Here is a 25,292-nt window from a genome sequence, read left to right on the forward strand (position 1 = left end):
AGGAGATGCAAGATGGCTTGGGTTATCAGCAAATATTTCCTGACAGCAATCGTGGTCGTTGTGGTCTCGGAGATCGCGAAGCGTAGTGACAAATTTGGGGGCCTTATTGCGGCGCTGCCCCTGATCACCGTACTGACGCTTATCTGGCTAAACGTTGAAAACCAGCCAGCAGAAAAGATCGCTAACCATGCGTGGTACACCTTCTGGTACGTGTTGCCCACCTTGCCGACGCTACTCGCGTTTCCCATGCTTCTGACCCGCTTCGGCTTCTGGCCAGCTCTGCTGATCTACATCGTCGCTACCGCAGCTTGTTTCGGTTTGTTTGCCTTATGCGTCCGCCGTTTTGGCATCGAACTGCTATAAGGCCAAGTAAGTACATCGCCCATTGTCTGCGTAAACGTTAAAGGGCATGTGACTCGGTCGATTCTCGGGCGCTCGCGGGTGATCCATTTTATGCAGCACCTCCTGCCTACCGGGATAAACTCCGGGTGGGCCGGCCAGCGCCGTGCCAGCCAGCAAAGCCATCGATCAGGTAGCGCGCATCCAGGCCCATGGCCTCCAGAGTAGCGGCGATGCCCTGGCTGATTTCATGCCCTTTGGCGCAATAGACAATCACTGGCCTGTCCCGTGTAACCTGATCTTTCCAAGTGAAGACATCCTCAGGATCACGCCAGTGTGCGCCGGCGATTTCTTGGGCATCGGCAAGCCGGACGCTCGTACGGCGCACATCCAGCAAAGTGAACGTCCGATCTGCTGCCTGCCATTCCGCCAGTTCGCATATCGAGATTCTGCTCATCTTCTACCTCTCAATTTTGCAGCAGGTGTACCACCAGCCCGGCCAACGCACAGGCCATCAGCACTTGGATGACGCCGCGTTTGAAGCGAAACAAGGCCACCGCCGCCGCCACAGCAATGAGTGCCGAAGGCCAGTCGAAAGTCCCCGCGAAGCCTTGCGGCCAGAGCACGTGATAGCCGAAGAACAACGCCAAGTTGAGAATCACCCCGACTACGGCGGCGGTGATGGCCGTCAGCGGTGCGGTGAACTTCAGTTCGTTGTGGGTCGATTCCACCAGCGGGCCGCCGGCGAGAATGATCAGGAATGACGGCAGGAAGGTGAACCAGGTGACCAGGCTGGCGGCCACGGCACCGGCTAGGAAGGCCTGATCTGCCCCGAACACCTGTTGCACGTAGCCGCCGACGAAACCTACAAAAGCCACCACCATGATCAGTGGCCCTGGCGTAGTTTCACCCAGAGCCAGACCGTCGATCATCTGTGTCGGAGTCAGCCAGCCGTAGTGGCCGACTGCGCCCTGGTAGACATAGGGGAGCACCGCATAGGCACCGCCGAAGGTCAGCAGTGCTGCTTTGGTGAAGAACCAGCCCATCTGCGTCAGCGTACCTTCCCAGCCGAACAGCGCGGTCAACAGCCCCATGGGCAATGCCCACAGCGCCGCGCCTATTGCCGCCAGCAAAACCAGGCGTGGCCAGCGGAAGCGTGCATGTTCCGGTGTTGGGGTGTCGTCATCAATCAGCGCCGGGCCATAAGACTGCTTGGCAGCGCCATGACCACCGCCAACGCTGAACTTCTCTGGGGCGAAACGCCCACCGAAATAACCGATCACGGCGGCCCCCAGCACGATTAGTGGGAACGGCAGGTTGAGGGCGAATATCGCCACGAATGAAGCAGCAGCTATTGCCCACAGCCAGTTGTTCTTCAATGCACGGGAGCCGATGCGGTGAGCGGCCTGTACCACAATAGCGGTCACGGCGGGCTTGATCCCATAGAACAGTCCGGCCACCACCGGCACATCGCCGAAGGCGATATAGACCCACGACAGCGCGATCAGGATAAACAGTGAGGGCAACACGAATAGCACCCCTGCAATCACACCGCCCCAGGTGCGGTGCATCAGCCAGCCGATATAGGTGGCCAACTGCTGGGCCTCCGGGCCGGGCAGCAGCATGCAGTAGTTCAGGGCATGCAGAAAACGCCGCTCGGAGATCCAGCGCCGACGCTCCACCAGCTCCTGGTGCATGATCGAGATCTGTCCGGCTGGGCCACCGAAGCTGATGAAACCGAGCTTGAGCCAGAACAGAAAAGCCTGGAGCAAACTGACAGGCTCGGCACGTGGCAGATCCTGCTCTACAGGCGGCAGTGTGGTCTCATTCATCAGAGGTCTCTTCTTTCACGAATGCCGCCAGCAACCCATCGAAGATGGCGCAAGCAGCCGTTAGCAGGTGGTCGTCATTGAGGATGGTTTCGCGCAGCCCGGCCAATACACGCTCGATGCCGACCGCCTCGGCGGGTTGAACGCCACCGACATCCAGGTAATGCACCAGAGCCGCGATGCGGCTTAGGCCTGGCTCGGCCAGCGTAAAGCTGGATTGCAGGGTTTCGAATGTGACGCGACTGCCTACATGGCTAAAGGTCGCGCCGTCGAAATCGAAACCCAGCGCCTCAGCAGGGCAATCACTTGGCGTGTCCAGCCAGAGAATGCGAGCACTCGGATCGATGCAGCGCCGGATCAGCCAGGCGCTGGCCAATCGGTCAACCCAGGGCCGCTTGCGCGTAGCCCAGAGGCGGCCTTGGTAGTCGCGACGATCAAGCTGTTCGATAGGCTGATCGTGACTGCTAGGTTCATCCTGCGACAGTGCCCGGCTGATGGCCGTTTCGAGTGTTTTGAGGGCCGTATCGGTCTGTTGCCGCGCTGCCGCAGGGAAGAAATCGATGGCCGCCACCTGCGCAAACGCCTTGCGCAGCTTGCGTACCTGCTTGGTGCTGGCGAGGGCGCTATCCGAAGTCAGCTGAGCCTGGCACGCCTCGATATCGACGCGCAGCTTGGCGTAGTCCTCGCTACGGTCGAATAGCTCGATAAAACGCTCGCCTTGCGGATCATTGATGGGCAGCAGAAAGGCTGTGCCATTGCTACCCAGGATGTCGCGCTCAACAGCCTCCAATGCTTCTCGGCAGGCGGGAGTGTCGGGCAGCAAATAGACCCCATCGCGCAGTACCGCAGCGCCACTGCTCTTGAGGGCACGCCAGGCACGCATACGCTCTGTGGCGTTAGCGGTCGGCAAGGCGATGATCAGGGATAACCAACTATTCATGTAGAGTAAAATACCAATTAGGTAATAATCATTACTCTATTTTAGTGCTGGGTGATTGTAAAGCACTAATTAGTTGGCCGATGATTGCCCGTTACGACTGGCCGCTTTTGGCCGCTTTGTGCCTGTTGCATCTGGCTGGGGTCGGCCAGTTCTGACTATCACAACGTATGATCTTGGCTACTGGCTTGACCCTGCTGGATCAAGGTCGAACCTGCCGAAACGATCATTCAGCTGGAAAAATGAATGGCCCTACCAATGCGGGTATCGTTTCGTAAGGAAGCCGTGGGCTCAGTTGACCACTTCGGAGATGGCTCTGCTAACCACTCTTCAGCTGTGTCAGCAGCGGCCACCGATCATGTATCCACGCATGTTCCGCTGGTGGTGTGGTGGTCACGACGTAGACCCGCCGCTGCTCTCCTTCACCGATCACCAGGCACTCCAACGCCCAGCCCTCAGGCACATCGAACCAATGTGACGTCCTCCTCCTCTCACCTGGCTGACCTTCTTTCTCCATGAAGCGCTGAACCATGCCGAAAGCACGGCGTGGGTGGTATTTGGCCCAGCCTCCGGCCTGAACAGTGCTGAGCTTCGCCCAACCACCGGTGGGGCCATAACCAGGTTGTTCGGTGCGCCTACCCCACGTGATCCAGTCCTGCTGACCACTGTCCTCCATCAACACTGGAATGGCCGCTCTTGGATTGGGGAAATAAATTTTCCAGACCTTGTCCGCCTCGCGGGCCTCAACGCCTCCGCACATACCTGTCTCCTAACGCTTAGCAGCAGTGCATTCGAAATCCGTCACCTTGTTCTAGACTGCCGGTGCAGGATGCACATTCACTTACTCAGCAAAGGACTTGCTCAATGGGCTATCTGACCGTCACTCGCCGCGAAGGCGAGATGATCCGCCTGACTATCGATCCTGGCGTCGACACCGAGAAGCTTCTCAAGGAATTGCTCCGTGACGGCATAACCATGCATATCGGCGCTATCCAGGGCCAATCCCAAGTCCGTATAGGTATCGAGGCCCCGAAGCAGATGCTCATCCTCCGCGATGAGCTGATCGATGCCTGACCGAGAGGGTCTTCCTCCTGTCGGCAACGCCCCAGTCTTCAGTTGACCGATTTCTATCCTTCTCGAATACTGTATGCATATACAGATTAGTGCGGAAGTGTCCCGATGTCCCTTTCCATCCTTGCTCGTGGTCAGCGCCTGCGAGAACGCTTGCTCGCCGATGTGGCTGACCTGCGTATCACCGGCTTCCAATCTCCCGCTGAGGACGAGAAGGAGGAAGGGCTTTCTCTGGATCGTCTGACGGGGCTGGGTGCTCCGCATGTCTGGGGCGTGCGCGTGCTGGATGACTCGCTGCTGGGCTTCGGGATCTTTCCTGGTGATCGGCTGATCGTGAATAGAGCAGCAAGCCATCTGGACGACAAGCTAGTGGTGGTCGACCTGGGGGATGGCTACCGGGTGCGGCTGGTTCAGCGTGATCTTTTCGGAGGTCGCTGGCTGAAAGCCGCTGACCCTATCGTCCCGGATGTCCAACTGGACGGTGAAGAGATCATCGAGGTTTGGGGCGTAGTCAGCTGGGTGGTCAGCTGTGTGTCGTCATGAGCGCCATGCGTCGAGTGTTCGCGCTCATCGACTGCAATTCGTTCTATTGCAGCTGCGAGCGCATCTGCCAACCAGAACTCAAGCGCCGGCCAGTTGTGGTTCTGTCGAACAATGACGGCTGCATCATCGCCCGTTCAGCTGAGGCCAAGGCTCTGGGCATCGGCATGGGCGCCGCTTACCACAAGGTGCGCCTTGAGTTACGCCGCCAGGGCGTAGTGGCGTGCTCCAGCAACTACACGCTCTATGCCGACATCAGCAATCGTGTGATGCGCGTGATGGCTGAGATGCTGCCGGGCATTGAGGTGTACTCCATCGATGAAGCATGGGGGAACATGACCGGTGTGGCTGATCCAGCAGCACTGGGTCGCAAGATTCGTGAACGCCTGGCACGTGAGATTGGTATGCCGGTTGGAGTGGGCATCAGCACCACCAAAACCCTCGCGAAGCTTGCCAATTGGGCAGCAAAAAAATGGAAAGGCACGGGTGGCGTGCTCGATCTCACTGATCCTGTTCGCCAGGAGAGGCTTCTACGCCTGGCCCCCGTGTCCGAGGTATGGGGCGTGGGCCATCGCTCGGCGGCCAAGCTTGCGGCTCTGAACATCGCGACAGCATGGGATCTAGCTGCGTTCGATATCGGTACGCTGCGCAAAACGTTCGGGGTGACAATGGAGCGCACTGCGAGGGAGCTGCGCGGTATCAGCTGTATCGGTTTCAACGAAGGCCCGCCCCCTAAAGAGGCGATCTCCTCAAGTAAAATGTTTGGGGTGCGCCAGACGGAGCTGCCGCCTATTCGCGAGGCATTGGCTGCTTATGTGTCCCGAGCCGCCGAGAAACTTCGTGCCCAGGGCTCGCTGTGCAGCTCCATTCAGGTAGGCCTTCAGACGCAGCTGGCCGATCTCAATGGGCCGCGTTACGCCAACGCGGTGACCTTGGCTTTACCTGCGCCTACCGATGACACGCGTGAGATTCTAGCGCTCGCCCAGCGAGGCCTGAGTCAGATCTACCGCCCTGGATATCCCTTCTCCAAATGCTCCATTTTGCTCATGGATTTGAGTCAGCGAGGTGAGCGGACACCGGATCTTTTTGCGCCCAAACCAAGGCCTGGTGCAGAGCAGTTGATGAAAGTTGTTGACCGGATCAACCAGCGGGAAGGACGGGGCACTGTGCGTATTGGCCGTGTACCGATGAAGCCGGTGTGGGCGATGCGCAGGGAGATGCTGAGCCAGAGGTATACGACGCGGTGGGATGAACTGATTGGGGTGAGGGGTTAGCTTGGAGGGTGCAAGTAGACCCTGTGATGCCATTGCGCTACTGTCAGTGGCAATGAAAAAGGTATGTTGGGGCAAGTGCCTGCTGAAAGGACTCGCCTAAATAACAAGGACTTGCCGTGCTAAAAGTGAACTTCCATAGCGAACACCCTGCCAACACTGATGCATTCCCCGGTGGAAGCCATCAAAAGGTAGCTCAGGCCATCTCATCGTACATCCTAAACTCTGAATCATCCCGAGTGATAGGCCTGGATGGTGAGTTTGGCTCGGGGAAAAGCTCGATACTACACATGCTTGATGTTCTGCTTTCAGAGAGAGATCAAGGTTACAAGGTCTGGTTTTTCGACTGTGAGCAAAACTACCAGGGATCCATTAAAAGCCACTTTATAGAGTTATTCACAGAAGAACTCATGAAGTCGGACTCGCTTAGTGATGGAGAACGCGATCAGCTTAAGGCCAATAGAGATGTGGCTCTTGGGCGGGAATTCACTTACAGGAAGAAAACTACAAGCCGGGTGAGTGCCTGGGCACTGGCACTGCTGACTTCATTGTTTTTCTCATCAAGCTCATTTAAAGAATTGTCCGCTATTAGCCGATCAACCGACCCCGTTGCTGTGTGGGTTCAGATTCTGCATTGGTGTTCATTGCTAAGCCCTGGTTTGATTCTAGGTTTGGCTAAGTTATTCCACAGAAAAGAAACGGTAGGCGGAAAAAGCTGGAGTCTACTGAGCCTCTTTAAAGGTAGTAGTGATGACTATATTAATGAGAAAATTGAAATAGCAAAAGAAGTCACTCCGCTAGACTTGAAGAAGACTTTGTACTCGCAACTGGGGGTCGTTAAGAAAATCAACTATATCGTTGTACTAGACAATCTTGATCGACTACCCAAAGACAGCCTTCGGAGTGTGTGGAGCGATTTAGAGATTTTTACCTGGATCGCAGGGGTGAAAAATCTTTCGGTTATTGTTCCGTTCTGCTCTACAAGGGTTGCTAAGTATCTAAGCCCCGAGCAAGATGGAAACTACGACTCGAAAGATTTTATCGCCAAGAAATTCCCTGTGGTATTTAGAGCTCCTCCGGTAATTGCCTCTGGTTGGAAGAAAGGGTTTCTGGATCTTTGGCAATATACATTTGGCGCCGATTCGATTAGTGAAGCTGAGAAATGTGCCGTGCTCTTGCAGCGGCATAGCCCAATGGCAAACGGGTTAGTCACACCAAGGCTCCAGAAAAAATTCATCAATGACATTGCCACCACGGCATCAATTTTAGATGAAGGGGTTGCGCAGTTGACATGTATTGCAGCCCACTATTTGCTGTGCAAATACAATGAACATCCTATTGATGAAATCCTGAGAGTTGGTGGGCCTTCTCCTAAATATAGGGAAAAAATTGGTGCCCAGGCTGCTGATGCCATCCAAGCAACCCTACAGTCATTAACAGCTGTTGCAGGGACTAATATAGAAAGCGGCTGGCAGATACAGTTGCTCCAAGTGCATTTTCTGACTACAAGCACCATTGCTGTAGCGGAGCTATTGGATGAGCCGCTACGCGAAGCTGTATCGCAGCAGGATGGTGAGAGATTTGCCTCGCTGACAGGGCTATTTGGCTTCTGGGATGCATTCAAGCGGCATCTGGATGAATATAGCGAACTACAAGAAACACTAATTACACTTCACAAGGCCTATGCCAGTGAAGCGAATACCTGGATAGAGAAGGCTATAAGTGCATTTAATGCTGAGAAGAAAACCGTTACTCCATCAGAGGAGACCGAGGATGGCTTCTATCCTGCAATAAAAGCGCTTATTGCACTGGGTTTAGACAAGGAGCCCTTCCTTAAGCACCGAGACAGGCTGAGATCACTATTTCTAGGGGCATATCAAAAACCTGTCACCAAGGAAAATATTGCCCCGTTGCAACAGCAGCTCGCCGAATATGATATCTGTTTGGATGCATTGGGAGAGTCATTTAAGAGCGTGACGGTTAACCGTGCAGAGTACTTATTTCACGTGGTTCTTCCGCAGGAAGAGCTACTTGTGTTTAGGCCAGAGCTCTTCACTATATCCAATGCAGCACTTAATAATGCACACCAGCAAATGGCGAGTACTGAAGGTTATCCGTTTGGCTACATTCCATTGGATCCAGACTATGTCACTCCTGCACTGAATATTACCTATAGTACACGTAAAATGGGTGATGGCGTGCAGGGCGGGCTTGAGCCTGGCGACCTAAGCTCGTTATTGGATATTTACGCAGCAGATCCAACCAATGTGTCTGCGGCTATAGGCATGCTTCTGGCAAAAGAAATCGATAGCGCGACGCTTGCTCGAATTGAGTCGATCAGCACTAGTCACGCAACTATGCTGACGACGACTGTTGCAGCAGTGGCATACTTGCGAACTAAGAGCGCTGTGAAGCTCTCAGGTCTTGATAATTTGCGCGATATTCTTCGTTCAGACCTATTCAAGATTGTTTGTCGCGCCACCCTTACTAGTAGGATGATTTTTGATGCCTATGAGATAGCAGACCTCCGAGACAGCATGGCCGAAGTCATTGCCTGGATGATTAGTCAGAAAGTCGTTTATTCTCTAACCCACGGGTGGGTACGCAATAATTTCACTTCTCTTGTTAGCTCGCTTAAAATCTATGGCGTAGAACGTGATCAAATCCTTTCATGGTATTCAGATTGGGAGAGGTTCACGCTAGAGGCCGCTGAGGATCTTGCAAGTCAAGATTCGCAATTTGTAGAGGCTGTCTTCACTAGCGATGCAACACCATTCAAGGCATTTGTGGCTAAGGCCGTGGAGTACTTCTCTTCGGTGGATCGGGATGAAGAGGATTGGATAGGTGTTATCTCCGCCAATACTGATGTGTATCATCATGTAGTTAGCCATATAGCTAGAAAAGGTGAGTATCTAGAGGATCCTAGTAATGCCAAAGCAGCAGTCTTGAGCCTGTTCACCAATAGTGTTACTGATCCGACTAATCATCATCTTGAAGATTACGTTCAGTTGAACATTAATCAGGTGCTACGAATCATCGGCACTGACTCAAAGAACGTGTTGGGCACCGAGCTTCGTACATTGATCTACTCCGCCGAGAGTAAGCCTGAGCCAGTGGCGTTGTTGCTCGCGGAATTTGGATCGTTAATCCCCGATGTGCAGCCAGCCAATGCTGGCGAAATTGGTGTGCTGCTAGCTCTGTTGGAGTATTTGGCACGAAATGCCGAGTCAGAAGGTAAAGCCATTTCATTCCTAGATAACAAAGCTGAACAGCTTGCTAAATATAGTTACTCAGAAGATTTTAGAAACGCCTTAGCATCGGTTGTGAGCAAGCTAGAGACGCCAGCTCCACGCCTATACAAGACGTTCTCTAGGAAACGTGGTTTCGTCGGCATCTTCAAGTCGTTAATGGCACGACAGGTGGAGACAGGGCCTGACGATGAGCTGAAGGATGGAGGCGGCGCTGAAACAGCAGGGGCTGAAAAACCACAGGCCTGAGGGCTGGGCTGTAGACTCGGTACTTCGGCTGCTGGACTGACTAGCAGCCGGTGTAACATCCATCCCATGTAGATGCAAAAATTCACAGTTCAATTTCGATTTCCAATTTCTTACGCAGAACGCGTCTTATCTCTTCCGTATCCAGGGGGGTAGAAACGCGATGGAAAGCCCACCAAATCTCCCAATAAAAATGAAATATAGGATCTGTCACAGCCCAGTGCCCACACTCATTTTTGGCATTTTCCATCAGGCTATCCATAGCTTTCCGATAGTCATCCGGTACTGACTTACCGCAGGTGTAATGCCAGAGGTGATAATATTCCTTTTTAATCTCGCATAAATCGCCGATCATCTTCGCGAGAATTACATACTGCTCTGGTATTGTCGGCATTGATACATCACCTTGGTAGTGGTCGCATAAAAATCGTAGTCGACTTTTATCGATGCATACATCAACAGGTGTCAAAAGAATCGGGCATCAGCCTACCCCAGTATATCGAAGGTTAGTGATTAGGGACGTCAGTGAAACAGACGCTGCGGCAAGCGCAACTTAGCTTGCCCAGAAGCTCTAAATTGCATCAGCGAGTACCACCCAATTTTGCGTTCAAACGTCGCGACGACGTAGAAGCTACCGCTTGTTGTATGTAACACCCAGAAGCCTGCTTCGCGGTGCAAGTGAATTACATCGGACGTGCGGATTGTTGTCCCTTCACGAAAGACTTTTCGTGAGCTTTGATGGCTGAAAACGCGCCCCACGGCAGACCTGGCGAAGATATGGACATCAGTCAGGTATCCAGTCACTCGCCATGAAAACTGTGTGTTTTGTGCTTTGATCAGGCGTAGCTTGGTGCGTCTTGATAGGCCGGCTGCTGGCATCAAAAAATGCGCCCAAGGGTCTCAAGAGAAGCTCTTGTTCTGATGCCATCGCCGATCAGTATGTAAATCGTATTTAGGGTTTGGAAGATGAATCCGTCTTCGAATTTATGGAGATAACTTGTGCGCACAAAGTCGCCAACATCCCACCTGCGCTGACTATCATAAATCACGGTATCGGCGTAGATAACAACAGGCTGTCGGTTAGTTCTAGCCAATTCGGCGCGTTGCTCTGGTGTTACATCTAAGTCGATCCAGCGCCATTTGGACACGATGCAGTATTCAGCATACGGATGGTGCTCACGGACAATCCGTACAGCTTCTTCCTGACTGACCTTAGCCCCTGGTATTGGAATCCCGGCACTAAAAAGCAGATCGATTACCTCATTCAGCTGTTTCATCGATTAACCGCCGTAATAACGTCGTGCAGGAGGCTCAGCGGTGTAGAGCACTACATCAGACCCCATCTGAACTTGACTTGCCATGACCTTGGGAGGCCCTCCGAATTGATAGCAATTGAACTTGGTATGCACGAGGTGAAAGAGTTCTCCTCGCTTCGTTCGCTGCTCGATTAGCTTTAAGACATCGGCCACTGCAATTCCTTTATTGTCGGGAAAATCACAGCTTGAGACCATTTGAAAACTTCGGATGTACAGCCCTTCGCCGGGGGCATTGAGGATTCGCTTGATGATCTCCGGATCATTTGTAGCGATAGTGTTTACAACGCCATTGGTTTCGACACAGGCAAGCGTAATGCTCATCCAGCGTTCGCTACCTATTTTGTTAAGGCACCAGATGCCTGCGCTTTCTGACTTGAACTCAAAGTCTATATGCCCGGCTTGAGCAGTCATGGTGTTCCTCCGCTTCAAAAATCTATTCATTTGCACCGTCATCACGCAGGCAGGTTGTATTCACTGACACAGGAGCAATGTCTGGGCAATACCCATGTTGGGCTCGGCTGTCTTGGGCTTGGATTCCGCTTGATGTCATGGCGGCTGTTACCAGGCGTCGATAATTTCAATTGGCATTAATTGACGGAGATTTCTGATAACCTTGTGCGACATTTAATTTATCGTAGACGATAAAGAGATGTCGCGTCAAAGCTGCTTTGATGCTCAGTTTTTGGGCTCAAACAAAATGAGGTTCGAAGCGGTATTGGGGCAGGTGCTGCGAGACGTTAGGTTGCAGGCCGGTCTCGCGCTCACTGATTGTGTTGCCGTGCTGAGCGTTGCGAATCTAAGCCAGGTCGAAAACGGTCTGACAGTCATTAAGATTGAGACCTTGGTTGGGCTCTGTGAAGTGCTTGGCGTTGCTCCAAGCGACGTATTTTTGATTGTTGAAGCCCGCCTTTCCGGCCTGAGTGTTGAGAAACAGATCGCTGTGAGTAGTGCACGGCTTGGCACGTTGCTGGCTAATGGCAGCCTTAGTCTGGTTGCGCCAGTTGGCGCTGTGCGCACTATAGCGAGGCAGAGAAAGGACAGCGTACGTGCCGAGGTGATGCGGATGCAGCGCGAGGGGTTGCACAAGCAAGAGGTTGCTCGCCGGCTAGGGGTGACAGTCAGGACAGTGCAACGGCACTGGCCTGAGGGCGAGGAGTGATCGCGCTATTCTGCTGATTCTTGCAGGTCAGCTAGGTGCTGTACTCTGACGAATTGCTTGAACTGTTCGAAGTTGAGCGAATCAACCTCGCCTGCTGTTTCAATGACAAGCTCCTGCTCCAGTGGCTCAGGAAGCTCGCTCCCCAATATGCGCAGACGGATACGGAAAGCGCCAGGAGCATGAGGGATAAGCGCCAACGTTTCAGAGCGCCCCTGCTCACCCGGCAGGAGGGATCCAAGGCGTATGTGGCACGTCAGTTTCGGGCCGCACACGTCTATCTGCAACGCTCGGCTTTGACGCGCCATGACATCCTGTGCCGTTGTTATGTGATCGGTAATATTCCACTCGGCCTCTGGTTTGTTAGGTATGTCGCATCCTGGAATCATTTCAAATGATTGGGCATCAAGCTCGTCAACAGAGACCTCAAGCTTCGCATTTGACAGCTGCATGCTGGATTGATTGACCAGCACAAACTGCATCTCGATCAACGCTTCGTCTACTCGCACGTACTCGGCATATTCCCTCCAGAAGTCGCGATTGTCTCGCTCCAGGGCCGAGTAACCGTAAATGTCGAATGGGCCTGAGGGTTCCCGCTGCCTTACGAAGTCCGGGAACCTCTCAGCAAACCGCAGATATTTGTGGGCAAAGGTACTTGGGAGGGCTTCATTTTGCGGGGTGAGTACGGACAGATCTAGCTTCAGCTCTTTACGTCCGTCATCGTTGATTGCCATTGCAGTGGCTTCTGGTGGCTCAGCTTCATCTGTACTGCTGCCACGGCGAACATACACCACATTACTCTTGAGCCTGCCGTAAGCATTGGTGATGTAAAACGGACGCTTCTGCTTCGGGATAGTGATGACGCCGACAGTCATCCCCTCGTACAAATGCTCTTCGTAGCTGAAGGTCAGCTTCGGTTTGACCTTGCTATTCACAAACTGCTGTATCCGAGAATCGTCGATACTGTCTTGAATGCCAACGACTTCAGCAGGGTGGGGACGGTTATCCTTGAACCCCAAAAGGATATAGCCAGGGCCTTCGCGCCATGAATTAGCGATGGCGAGTATGTCCTTGAGCATCTCTGCTTTATCTACCTCGCTTCCGCCGTTGAAGCGGTACTGGGCAGACTTAAAGTCGATGTCAGGGCCTTCGCTTCTGTAGCGCAGCCTGCTTAGCAGCTCGATCATCTACGCACTCACTCCCTGACATTGGTGTGAGCTGAATTTGAGCATGATGACCGTCTAAGCGGTAGGTCGGATGCACTGAGCGATCAGAGAGAGCTTGGTCTTCCGACTACCCAGTGGCATTCCGGAATGGGTAGAGGCGCGCCTAGCCATCTCCAGTTAGCGCCCTCCACTTTCAAGAAAGGCTACTAGCTTTGCCGATCTAGGCATCGCTGCCCGAAGACTCAAACTATTTGATGATTACTCGCCAATGCTCCAACCTGAAGTGATTGGGTAGCGACGATCCCGGCCAAATCCGCGCTCGGTAACTCGCGGGCCAACAGCTGCTTGTCGACGCTTGTACTCATTCAGATCGACCAGTCGAATCACCTTGTAGACCAAATCCTTGTCGAAGCCATGCTCGATGATTGCGTTAGCAGAATAATCCTGCTCGATGTACAGGCGCAGGATCTCATCGAGGACAGGGTAAGGGGGCAAAGAATCTTCGTCCTTCTGATCTGGCGAAAGCTCTGCTGATGGTGGACGGTCAATTACCCGTTGCGGAATGACATACCCAAGCGTGTTGCGATACTCACTCAAGCGGAACACGAGAGTCTTGGGCACATCCTTCAAAACATCGAACCCACCTGCCATGTCCCCATAAAGGGTCGCATACCCGACCGCCATCTCACTTTTGTTACCCGTGGTCAGCACCAGATAACGCTTCTTGTTGGAGATCGCCATTAGCAAGGTGCCACGACACCGGGCTTGGAGATTCTCTTCCGTGGTGTCTTTGGCCAACCCTTCGAACATTGGTGCGAGCGTATTCAGAAATGCCTCAACCATCGGGGCAATAGGAAGCACGCTGTACCTGACACCCAGGATATCCGCCTCCTCTTTGGCATCATCCTGACTCATCTGGGCGGTGTAGTGGTAAGGCATCATGACCGCTTCAACGTTCTCAGCGCCCAAGGCATCAACCGCGATAGCGAGACACAGTGCAGAGTCAATGCCACCAGAGAGGCCAAGCACCACGCCTTTGAAACCATTGCGCCGGACGTAATCACGAACGCCAACCACCAAAGCCTGGTAAACGCTTGCCTCCAAACTGAGAAGTTCATTCATCAAGCCAGCCACCGGAGTCATGCAGCCGTTCTTGATCTCAAAATCGGAAACAAACAGGCCCTCTTCGAAAGCCGGCGCCCGCTGGGTAACTATGCCCTGTCCATCAACAACAAAGCTGTTGCCATCAAAAACGAGTTCATCCTGGCCTCCCACCTGATTGACATAAACCATCGGAATAGCGGATTCGCATGCGCGCTGCGCAAGGAGCCGTTCGCGCTCAGCTTGCTTGCCTCGGTGGAAGGGGGAGGCATTGAGGGTCAGCATCACCTGCGCGCCGGCTTCGCGGGCTTGCTGGAGAGGCTCGGCAAACCAGATATCTTCACAAATCGTGAGACCGACCTTCACGCCAAACAGGTTCACGACACATGGTTCAGTGCCAGGCTCGAAGTAGCGTTTTTCATCAAAGACCCGGTAATTGGGCAGACACTGTTTGTAGTACCTGGCGATCACCTTGCCTTCAGAAATGACTGCGCAGCTGTTGTAGCGCACACCATCTTCGACCCAGGGGAAGCCGATCACTACCGCAATGCCCTGAGCCGCTTCCTGAACTTGGAGTAGTGCTTTTTCCATCCGGCTCTGCATGCTTGAGCGGAGGAGCAAGTCCTCAGGCGGATACCCGCAAAGGGTTAGCTCTGGGAACACAATGACCTGGGCATTGAGGTCATCGCGCGCCCTGCTTGTTGCTTCGATAACCTGCTCAACATTACCGCGAACATCCCCAACACGGATGTTCAGCTGGGCCATCACCACTCTCAAACGTTGCACCACTCAGCCTCCAAATTTGCTTTGAGCAAGATCTATTAGATGCAACGCCGGCCTGCTGGGGTTGGCTGCATCAGGGAAATGCTCTACCCGCGAACAGAGCTCACATCTGCTGGCTAAAGGGCATTCCCGTGCGTAGGAACGATATCGTGCTCGGGTGTTTGCATTATGCCCTATCCCCTACCGAACCACGCTCCAATTGGCCCGCTGGGCTGGTAGAGAAAATATTTTTGGCTCATACTAGAGATGTGCAGTTTTTATTTTTGCACATCATATTACCCACCATCAAAGCCTTACCAGATATGGCGATGTGCACTTTTCGGGGTGGTGGAAAGCCTGGGGCTTTTTCACCAAGTTCGGCGACGGAGCCTGCGACCTCGCGCCACTGTCGGGCCTGATTAAAGGCCAGGTACGCGCCATCGCCAAGCACCTAGGCGCACCGGAAAACCTGGCATTCAAAGTACCGACAGCAGACTTGGAAGAACTGCGTCCCGGCAAGCCGGACGAAGAAGCGCATGGCGTCACCTACAGCGAAATTGACGCTTTCCTGCACGGCCAGACAGTTCGCGACGAGGCATACGCCATCATCGTGCGCACCTATGACGCCACTCGCCATAAGCGCGAACTGCCACTGGTTCCCTGAGTTTCCGATACACATGAAAAAGCCGGGCATTGCCCGGCTTTTTTCGTTCCATCAAACGCTTAGGCTCTAGGCAGCGTCACACCCAGCTGACCTTGGTACTTACCGCCACGATCCTTATAAGACACTTCGCAAGGCTCATCGGACTGCAGGAACAGCATCTGTGCCACACCTTCGTTGGCATAGATCTTCGCTGGCAAAGTGGTGGTGTTGGAGAACTCCAAGGTCACATGACCTTCCCACTCTGGCTCCAACGGGGTGACGTTGACGATGATGCCACAGCGCGCATACGTGCTCTTGCCCAGGCAGATGGTCAGTACATCACGCGGAATACGGAAGAATTCAACGGTGCGAGCCAATGCGAACGAGTTAGGCGGAATGATGCAAACATCGCTTTTCACATCGACAAAGCTCTTTTCGTCGAAGTTCTTCGGGTCGACAGTTGCCGAATTGATGTTGGTAAACACCTTGAACTCATCGGCGCAGCGTACATCGTAGCCATAGCTGGAAACGCCATAGGAAATCAGCGGCTGGGCACCTTCAGCGCGCACTTGGCGCTCAACAAAGGGCTCAATCATGCCGTGCTCTAGCGCCATGCGGCGAATCCACTTATCCGATTTGATGCTCATGGCGGCTGTCCTGCTGTAGCGAAAGGTGAAAAGTGCACGCATCTTACCGGGGCCGGCGGCAGGGTTCAAAGGCTCTTGAACAAGCACGAGGCGCAAAACGGTAAACCATCTATCTGTCGCCAAATAACAGAAAGATGCACAGAGCATTCGCGCTTAGCGTTAAAAGCGAGTATGGTTGGCCCACTGTGCTGCATGTGTCACCGCGAATCGCTACTTGATGCCTAGATTTCGATCCAAACATCGTCCGACTCCTAGTACTCGTTGCACTCAGTCCCGGCCTGGGCTTTTCCAGGGCTGTTAATAAATTTGTTAGGAGACATAACATGTCGAATCGTCAGAATGGCACCGTCAAGTGGTTCAACGATGAAAAAGGCTACGGCTTCATCACCCCACAGTCCGGTGACGACCTCTTCGTACACTTCAAAGCTATCCAGAGCGATGGCTTCAAGAGCCTGAAAGAAGGCCAGCAAGTGACTTTCGTGGCCACCCGTGGTCAGAAAGGCATGCAAGCTGAGGAAGTTCAGGTTGTATAACCTGCACTAACCCGCTTGAGAAAAAGCCCCGCCTAGTGCGGGGCTTTTTTGTGGGCGCTTATTTATCTGTGAGCAGCATGTGGCGCACGTGTGTGCGCTACACCCGAATCAGTCTTCGCTGATCACTATGGTTGGCATTGCCTGCTGCACACCACCCTGAGCAATGCGCGCACCAACATTGCGTGCGGTTTCCTGGTAGATCATCGCGATCTGGCTTTCCGGATCGGCGATGGTAGTTGGCTTACCGCCATCGGATTGCATGCGAATGGCCATCGACAGCGGCAGCGAGGCCAGCAGATCGACGCCAAACTGCGCCGCGAGTTTCTCACCGCCGCCCTCACCGAACAGATGCTCGGCATGCCCGCAGTTCGAGCAGATATGCACGGCCATGTTTTCCACCACACCGAGCACCGGGATATTCACTTTACGGAACATCTCCACGCCCTTCTTGGCATCCAGAAGCGCCAGATCCTGTGGTGTAGTGACGATTACCGCACCGGCCACCGGCACCTTCTGCGCCAAAGTCAGCTGGATATCGCCGGTACCTGGCGGCATATCGACCACCAGGTAATCCAGGTCATCCCAGGCGGTTTGGGTGATCAACTGCAGCAGCGCGCCAGACACCATTGGCCCACGCCAGACCACCGGAGTGTTTTCGTCGGTGAGAAAAGCCATGGACATCACTTCCACACCATGCGCCTTGAGCGGCACAAACCACTTCTGATCCTTCACCTGCGGCCGCGTGCCTTCCGGAATACCGAACATAATGCCCTGGCTCGGCCCATAGATATCCGCATCGAGAATGCCGACCTTGGCCCCCTCACGCGCCAGCGCCAGCGCCAAGTTGGCCGCCGTGGTGGATTTGCCCACCCCGCCCTTGCCGGAGGCTACGGCAATCACGTTCTTCACATTGGCCAGCGCTGGCACCTGATCCTGCGCCTTGTGCGCTTCGATCACGCAGTCGATCTGCACCTGCGCACGCTCAACGCCGTCGAGGTTTTCCAAGGCCATCTGCAGCATCTGCGCCCAGCCGCTCTTGAACAGCCCAGCCGCGTAGCCCAACTGCAGACGCACCTTCACCTGCCCACCCTGGATATCCACTTCGCGCAGGCAACCGGCGCTGACTGGGTCCTGGTTCAGGTGCGGATCGGTGTATTGGGACAAGGCGGCTTCGACCGCTGCGCGGGTAACGACACTCATGGAAGGCTCCGAAAGGCTGAGTAAAGCAGGTGGGCATCTTACCCCAGGCCAACCGCATCGGGTCACACCGGCAGGCATTGCCTGCGCAAGGATGAAAAATATCCGCCGCACCTATATAGTTGCCGGCTTCCCTGAGTTACCAGTGCAGCCGATCCCATGAGCCAAGCCCGCAAAATTCTCGTTACCAGCGCCCTGCCCTACGCCAACGGTTCGATCCACCTTGGCCATATGCTCGAGTACATCCAGACCGACATGTGGGTGCGTTTCCAGAAGCTGCGCGGCAACCAGGCCATCTACGTCTGTGCGGACGATGCGCATGGCTCGGCGATCATGCTGCGCGCCGAGAAGGAAGGCATCACACCGGAACAACTGATCGCCAATGTGCAGGCCGAACACACCGCCGACTTTGCCGATTTTGGCGTGGCGTTCGACAACTACCATTCAACTCACTCGGACGAAAACCGCGAGCTGGCCTCTTCGATTTACCTCGCGCTGCGCGACAAAGGCCATATCGCCACCCGTTCGGTGACCCAGTATTTCGACCCTGAAAAGGGCATGTTCCTCGCCGACCGCTTTATCAAAGGTACCTGCCCCAAGTGTGCGGCCGAAGATCAATACGGCGACAACTGCGAAAAGTGTGGCGCAACCTACGAGCCCACCGAGCTGAAGAACCCGCGTTCGGCCATCTCCGGCGCCGTACCGGAGCTGCGCGACTCCAAGCACTTCTTCTTCAAGCTGCCGGACTTCGAGGCCATGCTCAAGCATTGGACCCGCAGCGGCGCTCTGCAAGATGCCGTGGCCAACAAAATCGCCGAATGGCTGGATTCCGGCCTGCAGGAATGGGACATCAGCCGCGACGCGCCGTACTTTGGCTTTGAAATCCCCGACGAGCCGGGCAAGTACTTCTACGTCTGGCTGGACGCGCCGATCGGCTACATGGCCAGCTTCAAGAATCTCTGCGCCAAGCGCCCGGAACTCGACTTCGATGCGTTCTGGGGTAAAGACTCTACCGCCGAGCTGTACCACTTTATCGGCAAAGACATCGTCAACTTCCACACCCTGTTCTGGCCAGCCATGCTCGAAGGCGCGGGCTACCGCAAACCCACCGCCGTGGCCGTACACGGTTACCTGACCGTCAACGGGCAGAAGATGTCCAAATCCCGTGGCACCTTTATCAAGGCGCGCACCTACCTGGATCACCTGAATCCCGAGTACCTGCGCTACTACTACGCTGCAAAGCTGGGCCGTGGCGTGGATGACCTCGACCTGAACCTGGAAGACTTCGTACAGAAGGTCAACTCGGACCTGGTCGGCAAGGTTGTGAATATCGCCAGCCGTTGCGCCGGCTTTATCCACAAAGGCAACAACGGCCTGTTGGTAGCCGGCAATGCCGCACCCGAGCTGACTGAAGCCTTCCAGGCCGCCGCACCGAGCATTGCCGAAGCCTACGAGGCCCGCGATTTCGCCCGTGCCATGCGCGAGATCATGGCCCTGGCCGACCGCGCCAACGCCTGGATCGCCGACAAAGCGCCCTGGTCCCTGGCCAAACAGGACGGCAAGCAGGATGAAGTGCAGGCCATCTGTGCCCTGGGCGTAAACCTGTTCCGCCAGTTGGTGATCTTCCTGAAACCAGTCCTACCGCAGCTGGCCAGCGACGCCGAGGCCTTCCTCAATGTCGCGCCGTTGACCTGGGACGATCACCAAACACTGCTGGCAAACCACCAGCTGAACCCGTTCAGCGCCCTGCTGACCCGTATCGAGCCTGCGAAAATCGACGCCATGATCGAAGCCTCCAAAGAAGACCTGGCCGCCAGCGAAGCCGCTCCAGCACCCGCTGGCAATGGCGAGCTGACGAAAGACCCATTGGCCGCCGAAATCGCCTTCGACGCCTTTGCTGCGGTCGACCTGCGTATCGCCCTGATCGAGAAGTGCGAGTTCGTTGAAGGCGCCGACAAGCTGCTGCGCCTGACCCTGGATATCGGTGACGCCAAACGCAACGTGTTCAGCGGCATCAAGAGCGCCTACCCGGACCCGAGCAAGCTGGAAGGCCGGCTGACCCTGTATGTGGCCAACCTGGCCGCGCGCAAGATGAAGTTCGGCATCAGCGAAGGCATGGTGCTGGCCGCAGGCCCTGGCGGCGAGGAAATCTACCTGCTCAGCCCGGACAGCGGTGCCAAACCAGGCCAGCGCGTCAAGTAAACCTGCGACCCAATAGCGCAGCCACTCTGATCAGGCTGCGCTAGCCTTATGGCAGCACCTCAGGAAGGCTGATCTGGCTTGTATGGCAGGATCGGCTTACCGATAATAGCCACCCCTTTCCTGCGGCCTTTGCCCGTCCATTCACGGAACCTGCAATGACCGAACTCGCCTTGATCATGGTCAGCGCCATCCTGGTCAACAACTTCGTGTTGGTCCAGTTCCTTGGCCTGTGTCCCTTTATGGGCGTCTCGAAGAAGATCGAGACGGCCATTGGCCTGTCGCTGGCCACCACCTTCGTGCTGACCCTAGCCGCCATGTGCAGCTACCTGGTGCAGCAGTACGTGTTGAAGCCGCTGGATATCGAATACCTGCGCACCATCAGCTTTATTCTGGTGATTGCCGTGGTGGTGCAGTTCACCGAAATGGTGGTGAACAAGACCAGCCCGCTGCTGTACCGCGTACTGGGCATCTTCCTGCCGCTGATCACCACCAACTGCATCGTTCTGGGCGTGGCCCTGCTCAACGCCAACAAGGCCGAATTCACTTTTATCACCGCCACCGCCAACGGCTTTGCCGCCGGCCTCGGTTTCTCCCTGGTGCTGGTGCTATTTGCCGCCATGCGTGAGCGCATCGCCATCGCCGACGTGCCGAAATCCTTCCAGGGCGCGGCCATCGGCATGATCACCGCCGGGCTGATGTCCCTGGCGTTTATGGGCTTCACCGGGCTGATCAAGCTATGAGCCTGGTGCTGATAGCCGTTCTTGCCCTGCTCGCCCTGTGCCTGGTGGCGGGCGCCATCCTTGGTTTCGCCGCGGTGCGCTTCAAGGTCGAGGGCAACCCGATTGCCGAGCAGATCAACGCCCTGCTGCCGCAAACCCAATGCGGCCAATGCGGCTATCCGGGTTGCAAGCCCTACGCCGAGGCAATTGCTGGCGGCGACAAGATCAACAAATGCCCGCCCGGCGGCGAAGCCACCATTCAGGCTCTAGCTGACCTGCTCGACGTTGAAGCCGAGCCGCTGGACGCCGTGGAAGGCGAAAAGCCGCAGATGGTCGCCTACATCCGCGAAGCCGAGTGCATCGGTTGCACCAAGTGCATCCAGGCCTGCCCGGTGGACGCCATCGTTGGCGCGGCCAAACAGATGCACACGGTGATAATCAGCGAATGCACCGGCTGCGACCTGTGCGTCGAACCCTGTCCGGTGGACTGCATCGACATGATCGAAGTGGGCAGCACCGTGCAAAGCTGGAAATGGGAAAAACCCTTGGCCCCCGGCCAATTGATTGCCAGTGACCGGGAGCAAGCGGCATGAGTGCGCAGGAACGTATCTGGGATATCCCCGGCGGCATTCATCCGGCCGAGCGCAAGGAGCTGTCCAACCGTACGCCGATCCAGCCAGCGCCGCTGCCCAAGCGCCTGACGCTGCCACTCAACCAGCATATCGGCGCGCCCGCAGAACCTGTGGTCGCCGTGGGTGAGCGCGTGCTGAAAGGCCAACTGATCGCCGCCGCCAATGGTTTTGTCAGCGTGCCCGTGCATGCGCCGACCTCTGGCACCGTAAGTTTTATCGGCCCGCAGCCTTACCCGCATGTCTCGGGCATGCTCGCCCCAGCCATCGTCATCGACAGCGATGGGCTGGATGAATGGATCGCACTGACGCCACAGCCTGACTATCGTCACCTGGAAAGCAGCGCTCTGGTTGAGCTGATTCGCCAGGCAGGGATCAGCGGTCTGGGCGGTGCGGGCTTCCCCACCGCAGTGAAACTCAACGCGCGGCCAACGCAGAAGATCCACACACTGATCATCAATGGCACAGAGTGCGAACCCTATATCAGCGCCGACGATCTGCTCATGCGCGAACGCGCCAACGAGATGATCAGCGGTATCGACATTCTGGTGCAGCTGATCCAGCCGGATCAGGTGCTGATCGGCATCGAAGACAATAAGCCCGAAGCCATCGCCGCCGTGCGCAGCGCGCTGAACGAGCGCAGCTATCAGCTCAAAGTATTCCCCACCAAGTACCCCTCCGGTGGCGAAAAACAGCTGATCCAGATTCTCACCGGCGTGGAAGTGCCCAGCGGTGGCCTGCCGGCGGATATCGGCATGCTCTGCCAGAACGTCGGCACTTGCGTGGCCATTCATAACGCGGTGGTCCACGGAAAACCGCTGATCTCGCGCATTACCACCCTGACCGGTGAGGCCCTGGCCCGACCGATGAACGTCGAGGTACTGCTCGGTACGCCGACGGGTGAATTGTTGGAGTTTGCGGGCCTGAACCGCAGCAAGTTGAACCGCCTGATCATGGGCGGCCCGATGATGGGCTTTACCCTGCCCGACTTCGCCGTTCCCGTGATCAAGACCACCAACTGCCTGCTGGCCTCGACCACCGCCGAGCTGCCACCGCCACCGCCGGCCATGCCGTGCATTCGTTGCGGTGAGTGTGCCGAAGCCTGCCCGGCCAGCCTGCTGCCGCAGCAGCTGCACTTCTTCGCCATCGGCCAGGAGCATGAACAGCTCAAGGCGCATAATCTGTTCGACTGCATTGAGTGCGGCGCCTGCGCCTATGTTTGCCCGTCGAGCATTCCCCTCGTGCAGTACTACCGCGCGGCCAAGGGTGAGATTCGCGACCTGGAGCAGAAACAGCTCAAGGCCGAGCAGTCGAAGCAGCGCTTCGAGCTGCGTCAGGAACGTTTGCGCCGCGCTGAAGAACAGAAGGAAGCCGAACGCCAGGCCCGCACCGCCAAAGCGGCACAAGCCAAGGCCGCTCAAGCCCAAGCTGCACCAGCGGCGGCCAGCAGTGATACAGCAGCGGCCAAACCGACCGGTCTAAGTGACGAGCAAAAGAAACTCAAGATCGAAGCCAGCATGGCCCAGGTAGCCCTGAAAAAGGCCGAAAAGCAGCTGGCCACCCACGCCAGCCCCGAGCTGCAGGCCCAGGTCGACGAGCTGCGCAGCGCAGCGGCCATAGCCCAGCAAGCGCTCGACAGCGCCATGGCCGCCAACCCGCCTGCCATGGCGGCGGCCACCCCAGTTGCCGACGATGGCGCACTGAAAAAAGCCAAGATCGACGCCGCCATGCTCCGCGCCCAAGTGCGCAAACTGGAGAAGCTTGAAGCGCCCAGCGATGAGCAGCAAAGCGAACTGCAACAACTGCGCAGCCAGCTGGAAGCCGCCGAAAAACTGCTGGCCAACCTGGAAGCCCAGGCACCAGCACCAATCGCCAAACCGGCGGCCGACGATGGCGCATTGAAAAAAGCCAAGATCGACGCCGCCATGCTCCGCGCTCAGGTGCGCAAGCTGGAAAAACTCGAATCGCCAAGCGACGAGCAACAAAGCGAACTGCAGCAACTGCGCAGCCAACTGGACGCCGCAGAAAAACTGCTGGCCAGCCTGGAAGCTCAGGCGCCAGCACCAATCGCCAAACCGGCTGCCGACGACGGCGCATTGAAAAAGGCCAAAATCGACGCTGCCATGCTACGCGCGCAAGTACGCAAGCTGGAGAAACTCGAAGCACCCAACGACGAGCAGCAAAGCGAATTGCAGCAGCTGCGCAGCCAGCTGGAAGCCGCCGAAAAACTGCTGGCCAGCCTGGAAGCCCAGGCACCGACCGCCCCCGCAAAAGCGCCCGATGCAGAAGCCTCCGATCCGCTGAAAAAAGCCAAGATCGAACTGGCGATGAAGCGCGCCGAATTGAAAAAGGCCGAAAAAGCCGGCAACGATGAAGCCGCGCTTATCAGCCTGCGCGAGGCATTGGCAGCCGCCGAGCAGGCGCTGCACCAGGCCGAGGACGCATCCGGCAAGCCGGCACCTGAGCTGGTGCGCACCGACAAAAAACCGATTGATGAAACCACTCGTGCGTTGAAGACCGAAGTAGCCTTTGCCCGTGCGGATCTGCGCAAGCTTGAACGTGACGCCAACAGCCCAGCAGACGCCCTGACGGCTGCACGTCAACGCCTGGCCGATGCAGAACGCCAATTACAGGAACACGCAGGCAGCTGATAACAGCCCTGCGTAGCCAACTCAACAACCGGAGTGCCAATGTCCCTGCCCCGCATCACATCGCCCCACGCCAAGGGCAGCAATCGCACCCAGCAAGTGATGCTGCAGGTGCTGCTGGCTACGGTGCCGGGCATTCTCGCCCTGACCTGGCTGTTCGGCGCCGGCACGTTGATCAACCTGCTGTGGGCCAGCGCCTGCGCACTGGGTTTTGAAGCGGCTATCCTGGCCCTGCGTAAACGCCCGGTGCTGTTCTTCCTCAAGGACTACAGCGTACTGGTCACCGCTGTACTGCTGGCCCTAGCGCTGCCGCCCTATTCGCCCTGGTGGCTGACCTTGGTGGCGACCGGGTTTGCCGTGGTGTTCGGCAAGCAGCTGTATGGCGGCCTCGGGCAGAACCCCTTCAACCCGGCCATGCTCGGTTATGTGGTGGTGCTGATTTCTTTCCCGGTGGAAATGACCAGCTGGCCAGCGCCGCATACGGTCGGCCTGCTTGAAGGGCTGCAACAGATTCTCGGCATCGCCAACCTGCCTGACGGCTGGGCCCAGGCCACTGCGCTGGACGCACTGAAGGTCAATAAAAGCCTGACCATTGACGAGCTGTGGGCACAGAATCCGGCCTTCGGCTATCTCGGTGGTGCCGCCACCGAGGCAGTCAACCTGGCCTTCCTCGCCGGCGGCCTGTACCTGCTGCACAAGCGTCTGTTCACCTGGCACGCACCGGTGGGCATGCTCGCCGCACTGGCCGTGATGAGTCTGCTGTTCTGGAACGGCTCGGGCTCGGATTCCAACGGCTCGCCGCTGTTTCATCTGCTGACGGGCGCGACCATGCTCGGCGCCTTCTTTATCGTCACCGACCCGGTCAGCGGCGCCACCAGCAACCTCGGCCGGCTGATTTTCGGTATTGGCGTTGGCGTGCTGGTCTATGTAATCCGCGCCTGGGGCGGTTACCCGGACGGCGTCGCCTTCGCCGTGCTGCTGATGAACCTGGCAGCCCCGACCATCGACTATTACACGCGGCCGCGCACCTACGGCCACCGCAAGCCGACACGCGGCTTCAAGTTGGGAGAGTGACAGTGGCCCTGCCTGAAA

23 protein-coding genes and 1 pseudogene are annotated in these 25,292 nt (G+C 56.1%); 13 read left to right on the forward strand and 11 right to left on the reverse strand.

Translation table 11 applies throughout. The annotated features are described in order from the left end of the window. Positions 1 to 12: 12 nt before the first annotated feature. Entirely contained in the window at positions 13 to 363 is a 351-nt protein-coding gene (locus CUR33_RS13165) for a DUF3147 family protein (protein ID WP_121369461.1), read from the forward strand. Positions 364 to 469: 106 nt separating this feature from the next. Here CUR33_RS13165 and CUR33_RS13170 read toward each other — a convergent pair whose 3' ends face one another. The 4 genes from CUR33_RS13170 to CUR33_RS13185 all read right to left on the reverse strand — a co-directional run bounded on the left by CUR33_RS13170 (position 470) and on the right by CUR33_RS13185 (position 3,865). Beyond that, positions 470 to 796, reverse strand: a complete 327-nt coding sequence (locus tag CUR33_RS13170) for a rhodanese-like domain-containing protein (RefSeq protein WP_121369459.1) — start codon at positions 794 to 796, stop codon at positions 470 to 472. 10 nt (positions 797 to 806) lie between these two features. Next, complete coding sequence (chrA, locus tag CUR33_RS13175) at positions 807 to 2,171, reverse strand: chromate efflux transporter (protein ID WP_121369457.1); 1,365 nt, start codon at positions 2,169 to 2,171, stop codon at positions 807 to 809. Next, complete coding sequence (locus CUR33_RS13180; RefSeq protein ID WP_289239936.1) at positions 2,164 to 3,108, reverse strand: chromate resistance protein ChrB domain-containing protein; 945 nt, start codon at positions 3,106 to 3,108, stop codon at positions 2,164 to 2,166. The genes chrA and CUR33_RS13180 overlap by 8 nt, the downstream gene beginning before the upstream one ends. Positions 3,109 to 3,424: 316 nt before the next feature. After that, the gene (locus tag CUR33_RS13185) at positions 3,425 to 3,865 is read right to left on the reverse strand and encodes a hypothetical protein (RefSeq protein WP_289239937.1); all 441 of its coding nucleotides are present in this window, start codon (positions 3,863 to 3,865) and stop codon (positions 3,425 to 3,427) included. A gap of 104 nt (positions 3,866 to 3,969) precedes the next feature. On the opposite strand from CUR33_RS13185, the gene CUR33_RS13190 reads away from it, so the two are divergent. From CUR33_RS13190 to CUR33_RS13205, 4 genes are all read left to right on the forward strand, one after another. After that, a complete protein-coding gene (locus tag CUR33_RS13190; protein ID WP_289239938.1) occupies positions 3,970 to 4,179 on the forward strand; it encodes a carbon storage regulator in 210 nt (69 codons plus the stop codon). 105 nt (positions 4,180 to 4,284) lie between these two features. Further along, positions 4,285 to 4,719 carry a S24 family peptidase gene (locus CUR33_RS13195; RefSeq protein ID WP_289239939.1) on the forward strand — a complete coding sequence of 145 codons (435 nt, stop codon included), beginning with the start codon at positions 4,285 to 4,287 and terminating at the stop codon, positions 4,717 to 4,719. Then, entirely contained in the window at positions 4,716 to 5,990 is a 1,275-nt protein-coding gene (gene umuC / locus CUR33_RS13200) for a translesion error-prone DNA polymerase V subunit UmuC (protein WP_289239940.1), read from the forward strand. The genes CUR33_RS13195 and umuC overlap by 4 nt, the downstream gene beginning before the upstream one ends. A 116-nt stretch (positions 5,991 to 6,106) precedes the next feature. Further along, positions 6,107 to 9,484 carry a P-loop NTPase fold protein gene (locus CUR33_RS13205; protein ID WP_289239941.1) on the forward strand — a complete coding sequence of 1,126 codons (3,378 nt, stop codon included), beginning with the start codon at positions 6,107 to 6,109 and terminating at the stop codon, positions 9,482 to 9,484. A gap of 82 nt (positions 9,485 to 9,566) precedes the next feature. Here CUR33_RS13205 and CUR33_RS13210 read toward each other — a convergent pair whose 3' ends face one another. The 3 genes from CUR33_RS13210 to CUR33_RS13220 all read right to left on the reverse strand — a co-directional run bounded on the left by CUR33_RS13210 (position 9,567) and on the right by CUR33_RS13220 (position 11,208). Further along, the gene (locus CUR33_RS13210; RefSeq protein ID WP_289239942.1) at positions 9,567 to 9,875 is read right to left on the reverse strand and encodes a hypothetical protein; all 309 of its coding nucleotides are present in this window, start codon (positions 9,873 to 9,875) and stop codon (positions 9,567 to 9,569) included. 484 nt (positions 9,876 to 10,359) lie between these two features. Further along, positions 10,360 to 10,758 (reverse strand): DUF6957 family protein, encoded by a 399-nt coding sequence (locus CUR33_RS13215; protein ID WP_289239943.1) that lies wholly within the window; start codon positions 10,756 to 10,758, stop codon positions 10,360 to 10,362. A gap of 3 nt (positions 10,759 to 10,761) precedes the next feature. Next, complete coding sequence (locus tag CUR33_RS13220; protein ID WP_289239944.1) at positions 10,762 to 11,208, reverse strand: hypothetical protein; 447 nt, start codon at positions 11,206 to 11,208, stop codon at positions 10,762 to 10,764. 238 nt (positions 11,209 to 11,446) lie between these two features. Here CUR33_RS13220 and CUR33_RS13225 point away from each other — a divergent pair, with 238 nt between their 5' ends. Continuing rightward, entirely contained in the window at positions 11,447 to 11,956 is a 510-nt protein-coding gene (locus CUR33_RS13225) for a helix-turn-helix domain-containing protein (protein WP_289239945.1), read from the forward strand. A 5-nt stretch (positions 11,957 to 11,961) separates the two neighbouring features. On the opposite strand, the gene CUR33_RS13230 is transcribed toward CUR33_RS13225, so the two are convergent. Then, a complete protein-coding gene (locus CUR33_RS13230) occupies positions 11,962 to 13,140 on the reverse strand; it encodes an AlbA family DNA-binding domain-containing protein (protein WP_289239946.1) in 1,179 nt (392 codons plus the stop codon). Positions 13,141 to 13,377: 237 nt separating this feature from the next. Further along, complete coding sequence (locus tag CUR33_RS13235) at positions 13,378 to 15,009, reverse strand: NAD+ synthase (protein WP_289239947.1); 1,632 nt, start codon at positions 15,007 to 15,009, stop codon at positions 13,378 to 13,380. Positions 15,010 to 15,343: 334 nt separating this feature from the next. Between CUR33_RS13235 and nadE the strand changes: the two are divergent. Next, positions 15,344 to 15,646, forward strand: a pseudogene (gene nadE / locus CUR33_RS13240) (NAD(+) synthase); the annotation flags it as partial. A 59-nt stretch (positions 15,647 to 15,705) separates the two neighbouring features. On the opposite strand, the gene dcd reads toward nadE, so the two are convergent. Then, complete coding sequence (gene dcd, locus CUR33_RS13245) at positions 15,706 to 16,272, reverse strand: dCTP deaminase (protein ID WP_090252387.1); 567 nt, start codon at positions 16,270 to 16,272, stop codon at positions 15,706 to 15,708. 323 nt (positions 16,273 to 16,595) lie between these two features. On the opposite strand from dcd, the gene CUR33_RS13250 reads away from it, so the two are divergent. Continuing rightward, positions 16,596 to 16,805, forward strand: a complete 210-nt coding sequence (locus tag CUR33_RS13250) for a cold-shock protein (RefSeq protein WP_090498617.1) — start codon at positions 16,596 to 16,598, stop codon at positions 16,803 to 16,805. A gap of 108 nt (positions 16,806 to 16,913) precedes the next feature. On the opposite strand, the gene apbC is transcribed toward CUR33_RS13250, so the two are convergent. After that, a complete protein-coding gene (gene apbC, locus CUR33_RS13255; RefSeq protein WP_289239948.1) occupies positions 16,914 to 18,005 on the reverse strand; it encodes an iron-sulfur cluster carrier protein ApbC in 1,092 nt (363 codons plus the stop codon). Between the two features lie 156 nt (positions 18,006 to 18,161). Here apbC and metG point away from each other — a divergent pair, with 156 nt between their 5' ends. From metG to CUR33_RS13280, 5 genes are all read left to right on the forward strand, one after another. Next, a complete protein-coding gene (gene metG, locus CUR33_RS13260; protein ID WP_289239949.1) occupies positions 18,162 to 20,204 on the forward strand; it encodes a methionine--tRNA ligase in 2,043 nt (680 codons plus the stop codon). A 155-nt stretch (positions 20,205 to 20,359) separates the two neighbouring features. Continuing rightward, entirely contained in the window at positions 20,360 to 20,944 is a 585-nt protein-coding gene (gene rsxA, locus CUR33_RS13265; protein WP_090252381.1) for an electron transport complex subunit RsxA, read from the forward strand. Next, complete coding sequence (rsxB, locus tag CUR33_RS13270) at positions 20,941 to 21,516, forward strand: electron transport complex subunit RsxB (RefSeq protein ID WP_289239950.1); 576 nt, start codon at positions 20,941 to 20,943, stop codon at positions 21,514 to 21,516. Before rsxA ends, rsxB begins: the two co-directional genes overlap by 4 nt. Then, positions 21,513 to 24,203 (forward strand): electron transport complex subunit RsxC, encoded by a 2,691-nt coding sequence (rsxC, locus tag CUR33_RS13275; RefSeq protein WP_289239951.1) that lies wholly within the window; start codon positions 21,513 to 21,515, stop codon positions 24,201 to 24,203. The genes rsxB and rsxC overlap by 4 nt, the downstream gene beginning before the upstream one ends. 39 nt (positions 24,204 to 24,242) lie before the next feature. After that, positions 24,243 to 25,274 (forward strand): RnfABCDGE type electron transport complex subunit D, encoded by a 1,032-nt coding sequence (locus tag CUR33_RS13280; RefSeq protein WP_289239952.1) that lies wholly within the window; start codon positions 24,243 to 24,245, stop codon positions 25,272 to 25,274. The last annotated feature ends 18 nt before the right edge of the window (positions 25,275 to 25,292 follow it).

It is taken from the genome of Pseudomonas sp. FEMGT703P (assembly GCF_002786345.1).
In the GTDB taxonomy this organism is placed as follows: Bacteria; Pseudomonadota; Gammaproteobacteria; order Pseudomonadales; family Pseudomonadaceae; genus Aquipseudomonas; species Aquipseudomonas peli.

Coding starts and splice junctions, on each gene's coding strand:
- CUR33_RS13225 (WP_289239945.1), top strand. CDS start 11,447: ATGTCGCGTCAAAGCTGCTTTGATGCTCAGTTTTTGGGCTCAAACAAA.
- metG (WP_289239949.1), top strand. CDS start 18,162: ATGAGCCAAGCCCGCAAAATTCTCGTTACCAGCGCCCTGCCCTACGCC.
- CUR33_RS13195 (WP_289239939.1), top strand. CDS start 4,285: ATGTCCCTTTCCATCCTTGCTCGTGGTCAGCGCCTGCGAGAACGCTTG.
- CUR33_RS13165 (WP_121369461.1), top strand. CDS start 13: ATGGCTTGGGTTATCAGCAAATATTTCCTGACAGCAATCGTGGTCGTT.
- CUR33_RS13215 (WP_289239943.1), bottom strand. CDS start 10,758: ATGAAACAGCTGAATGAGGTAATCGATCTGCTTTTTAGTGCCGGGATT.
- CUR33_RS13170 (WP_121369459.1), bottom strand. CDS start 796: ATGAGCAGAATCTCGATATGCGAACTGGCGGAATGGCAGGCAGCAGAT.
- CUR33_RS13190 (WP_289239938.1), top strand. CDS start 3,970: ATGGGCTATCTGACCGTCACTCGCCGCGAAGGCGAGATGATCCGCCTG.
- umuC (WP_289239940.1), top strand. CDS start 4,716: ATGAGCGCCATGCGTCGAGTGTTCGCGCTCATCGACTGCAATTCGTTC.
- CUR33_RS13220 (WP_289239944.1), bottom strand. CDS start 11,208: ATGACTGCTCAAGCCGGGCATATAGACTTTGAGTTCAAGTCAGAAAGC.
- CUR33_RS13210 (WP_289239942.1), bottom strand. CDS start 9,875: ATGCCGACAATACCAGAGCAGTATGTAATTCTCGCGAAGATGATCGGC.
- chrA (WP_121369457.1), bottom strand. CDS start 2,171: ATGAATGAGACCACACTGCCGCCTGTAGAGCAGGATCTGCCACGTGCC.
- rsxB (WP_289239950.1), top strand. CDS start 20,941: ATGAGCCTGGTGCTGATAGCCGTTCTTGCCCTGCTCGCCCTGTGCCTG.
- CUR33_RS13280 (WP_289239952.1), top strand. CDS start 24,243: ATGTCCCTGCCCCGCATCACATCGCCCCACGCCAAGGGCAGCAATCGC.
- CUR33_RS13250 (WP_090498617.1), top strand. CDS start 16,596: ATGTCGAATCGTCAGAATGGCACCGTCAAGTGGTTCAACGATGAAAAA.
- dcd (WP_090252387.1), bottom strand. CDS start 16,272: ATGAGCATCAAATCGGATAAGTGGATTCGCCGCATGGCGCTAGAGCAC.
- CUR33_RS13185 (WP_289239937.1), bottom strand. CDS start 3,865: ATGTGCGGAGGCGTTGAGGCCCGCGAGGCGGACAAGGTCTGGAAAATT.
- rsxA (WP_090252381.1), top strand. CDS start 20,360: ATGACCGAACTCGCCTTGATCATGGTCAGCGCCATCCTGGTCAACAAC.
- CUR33_RS13180 (WP_289239936.1), bottom strand. CDS start 3,108: ATGAATAGTTGGTTATCCCTGATCATCGCCTTGCCGACCGCTAACGCC.
- apbC (WP_289239948.1), bottom strand. CDS start 18,005: ATGAGTGTCGTTACCCGCGCAGCGGTCGAAGCCGCCTTGTCCCAATAC.
- CUR33_RS13230 (WP_289239946.1), bottom strand. CDS start 13,140: ATGATCGAGCTGCTAAGCAGGCTGCGCTACAGAAGCGAAGGCCCTGAC.
- rsxC (WP_289239951.1), top strand. CDS start 21,513: ATGAGTGCGCAGGAACGTATCTGGGATATCCCCGGCGGCATTCATCCG.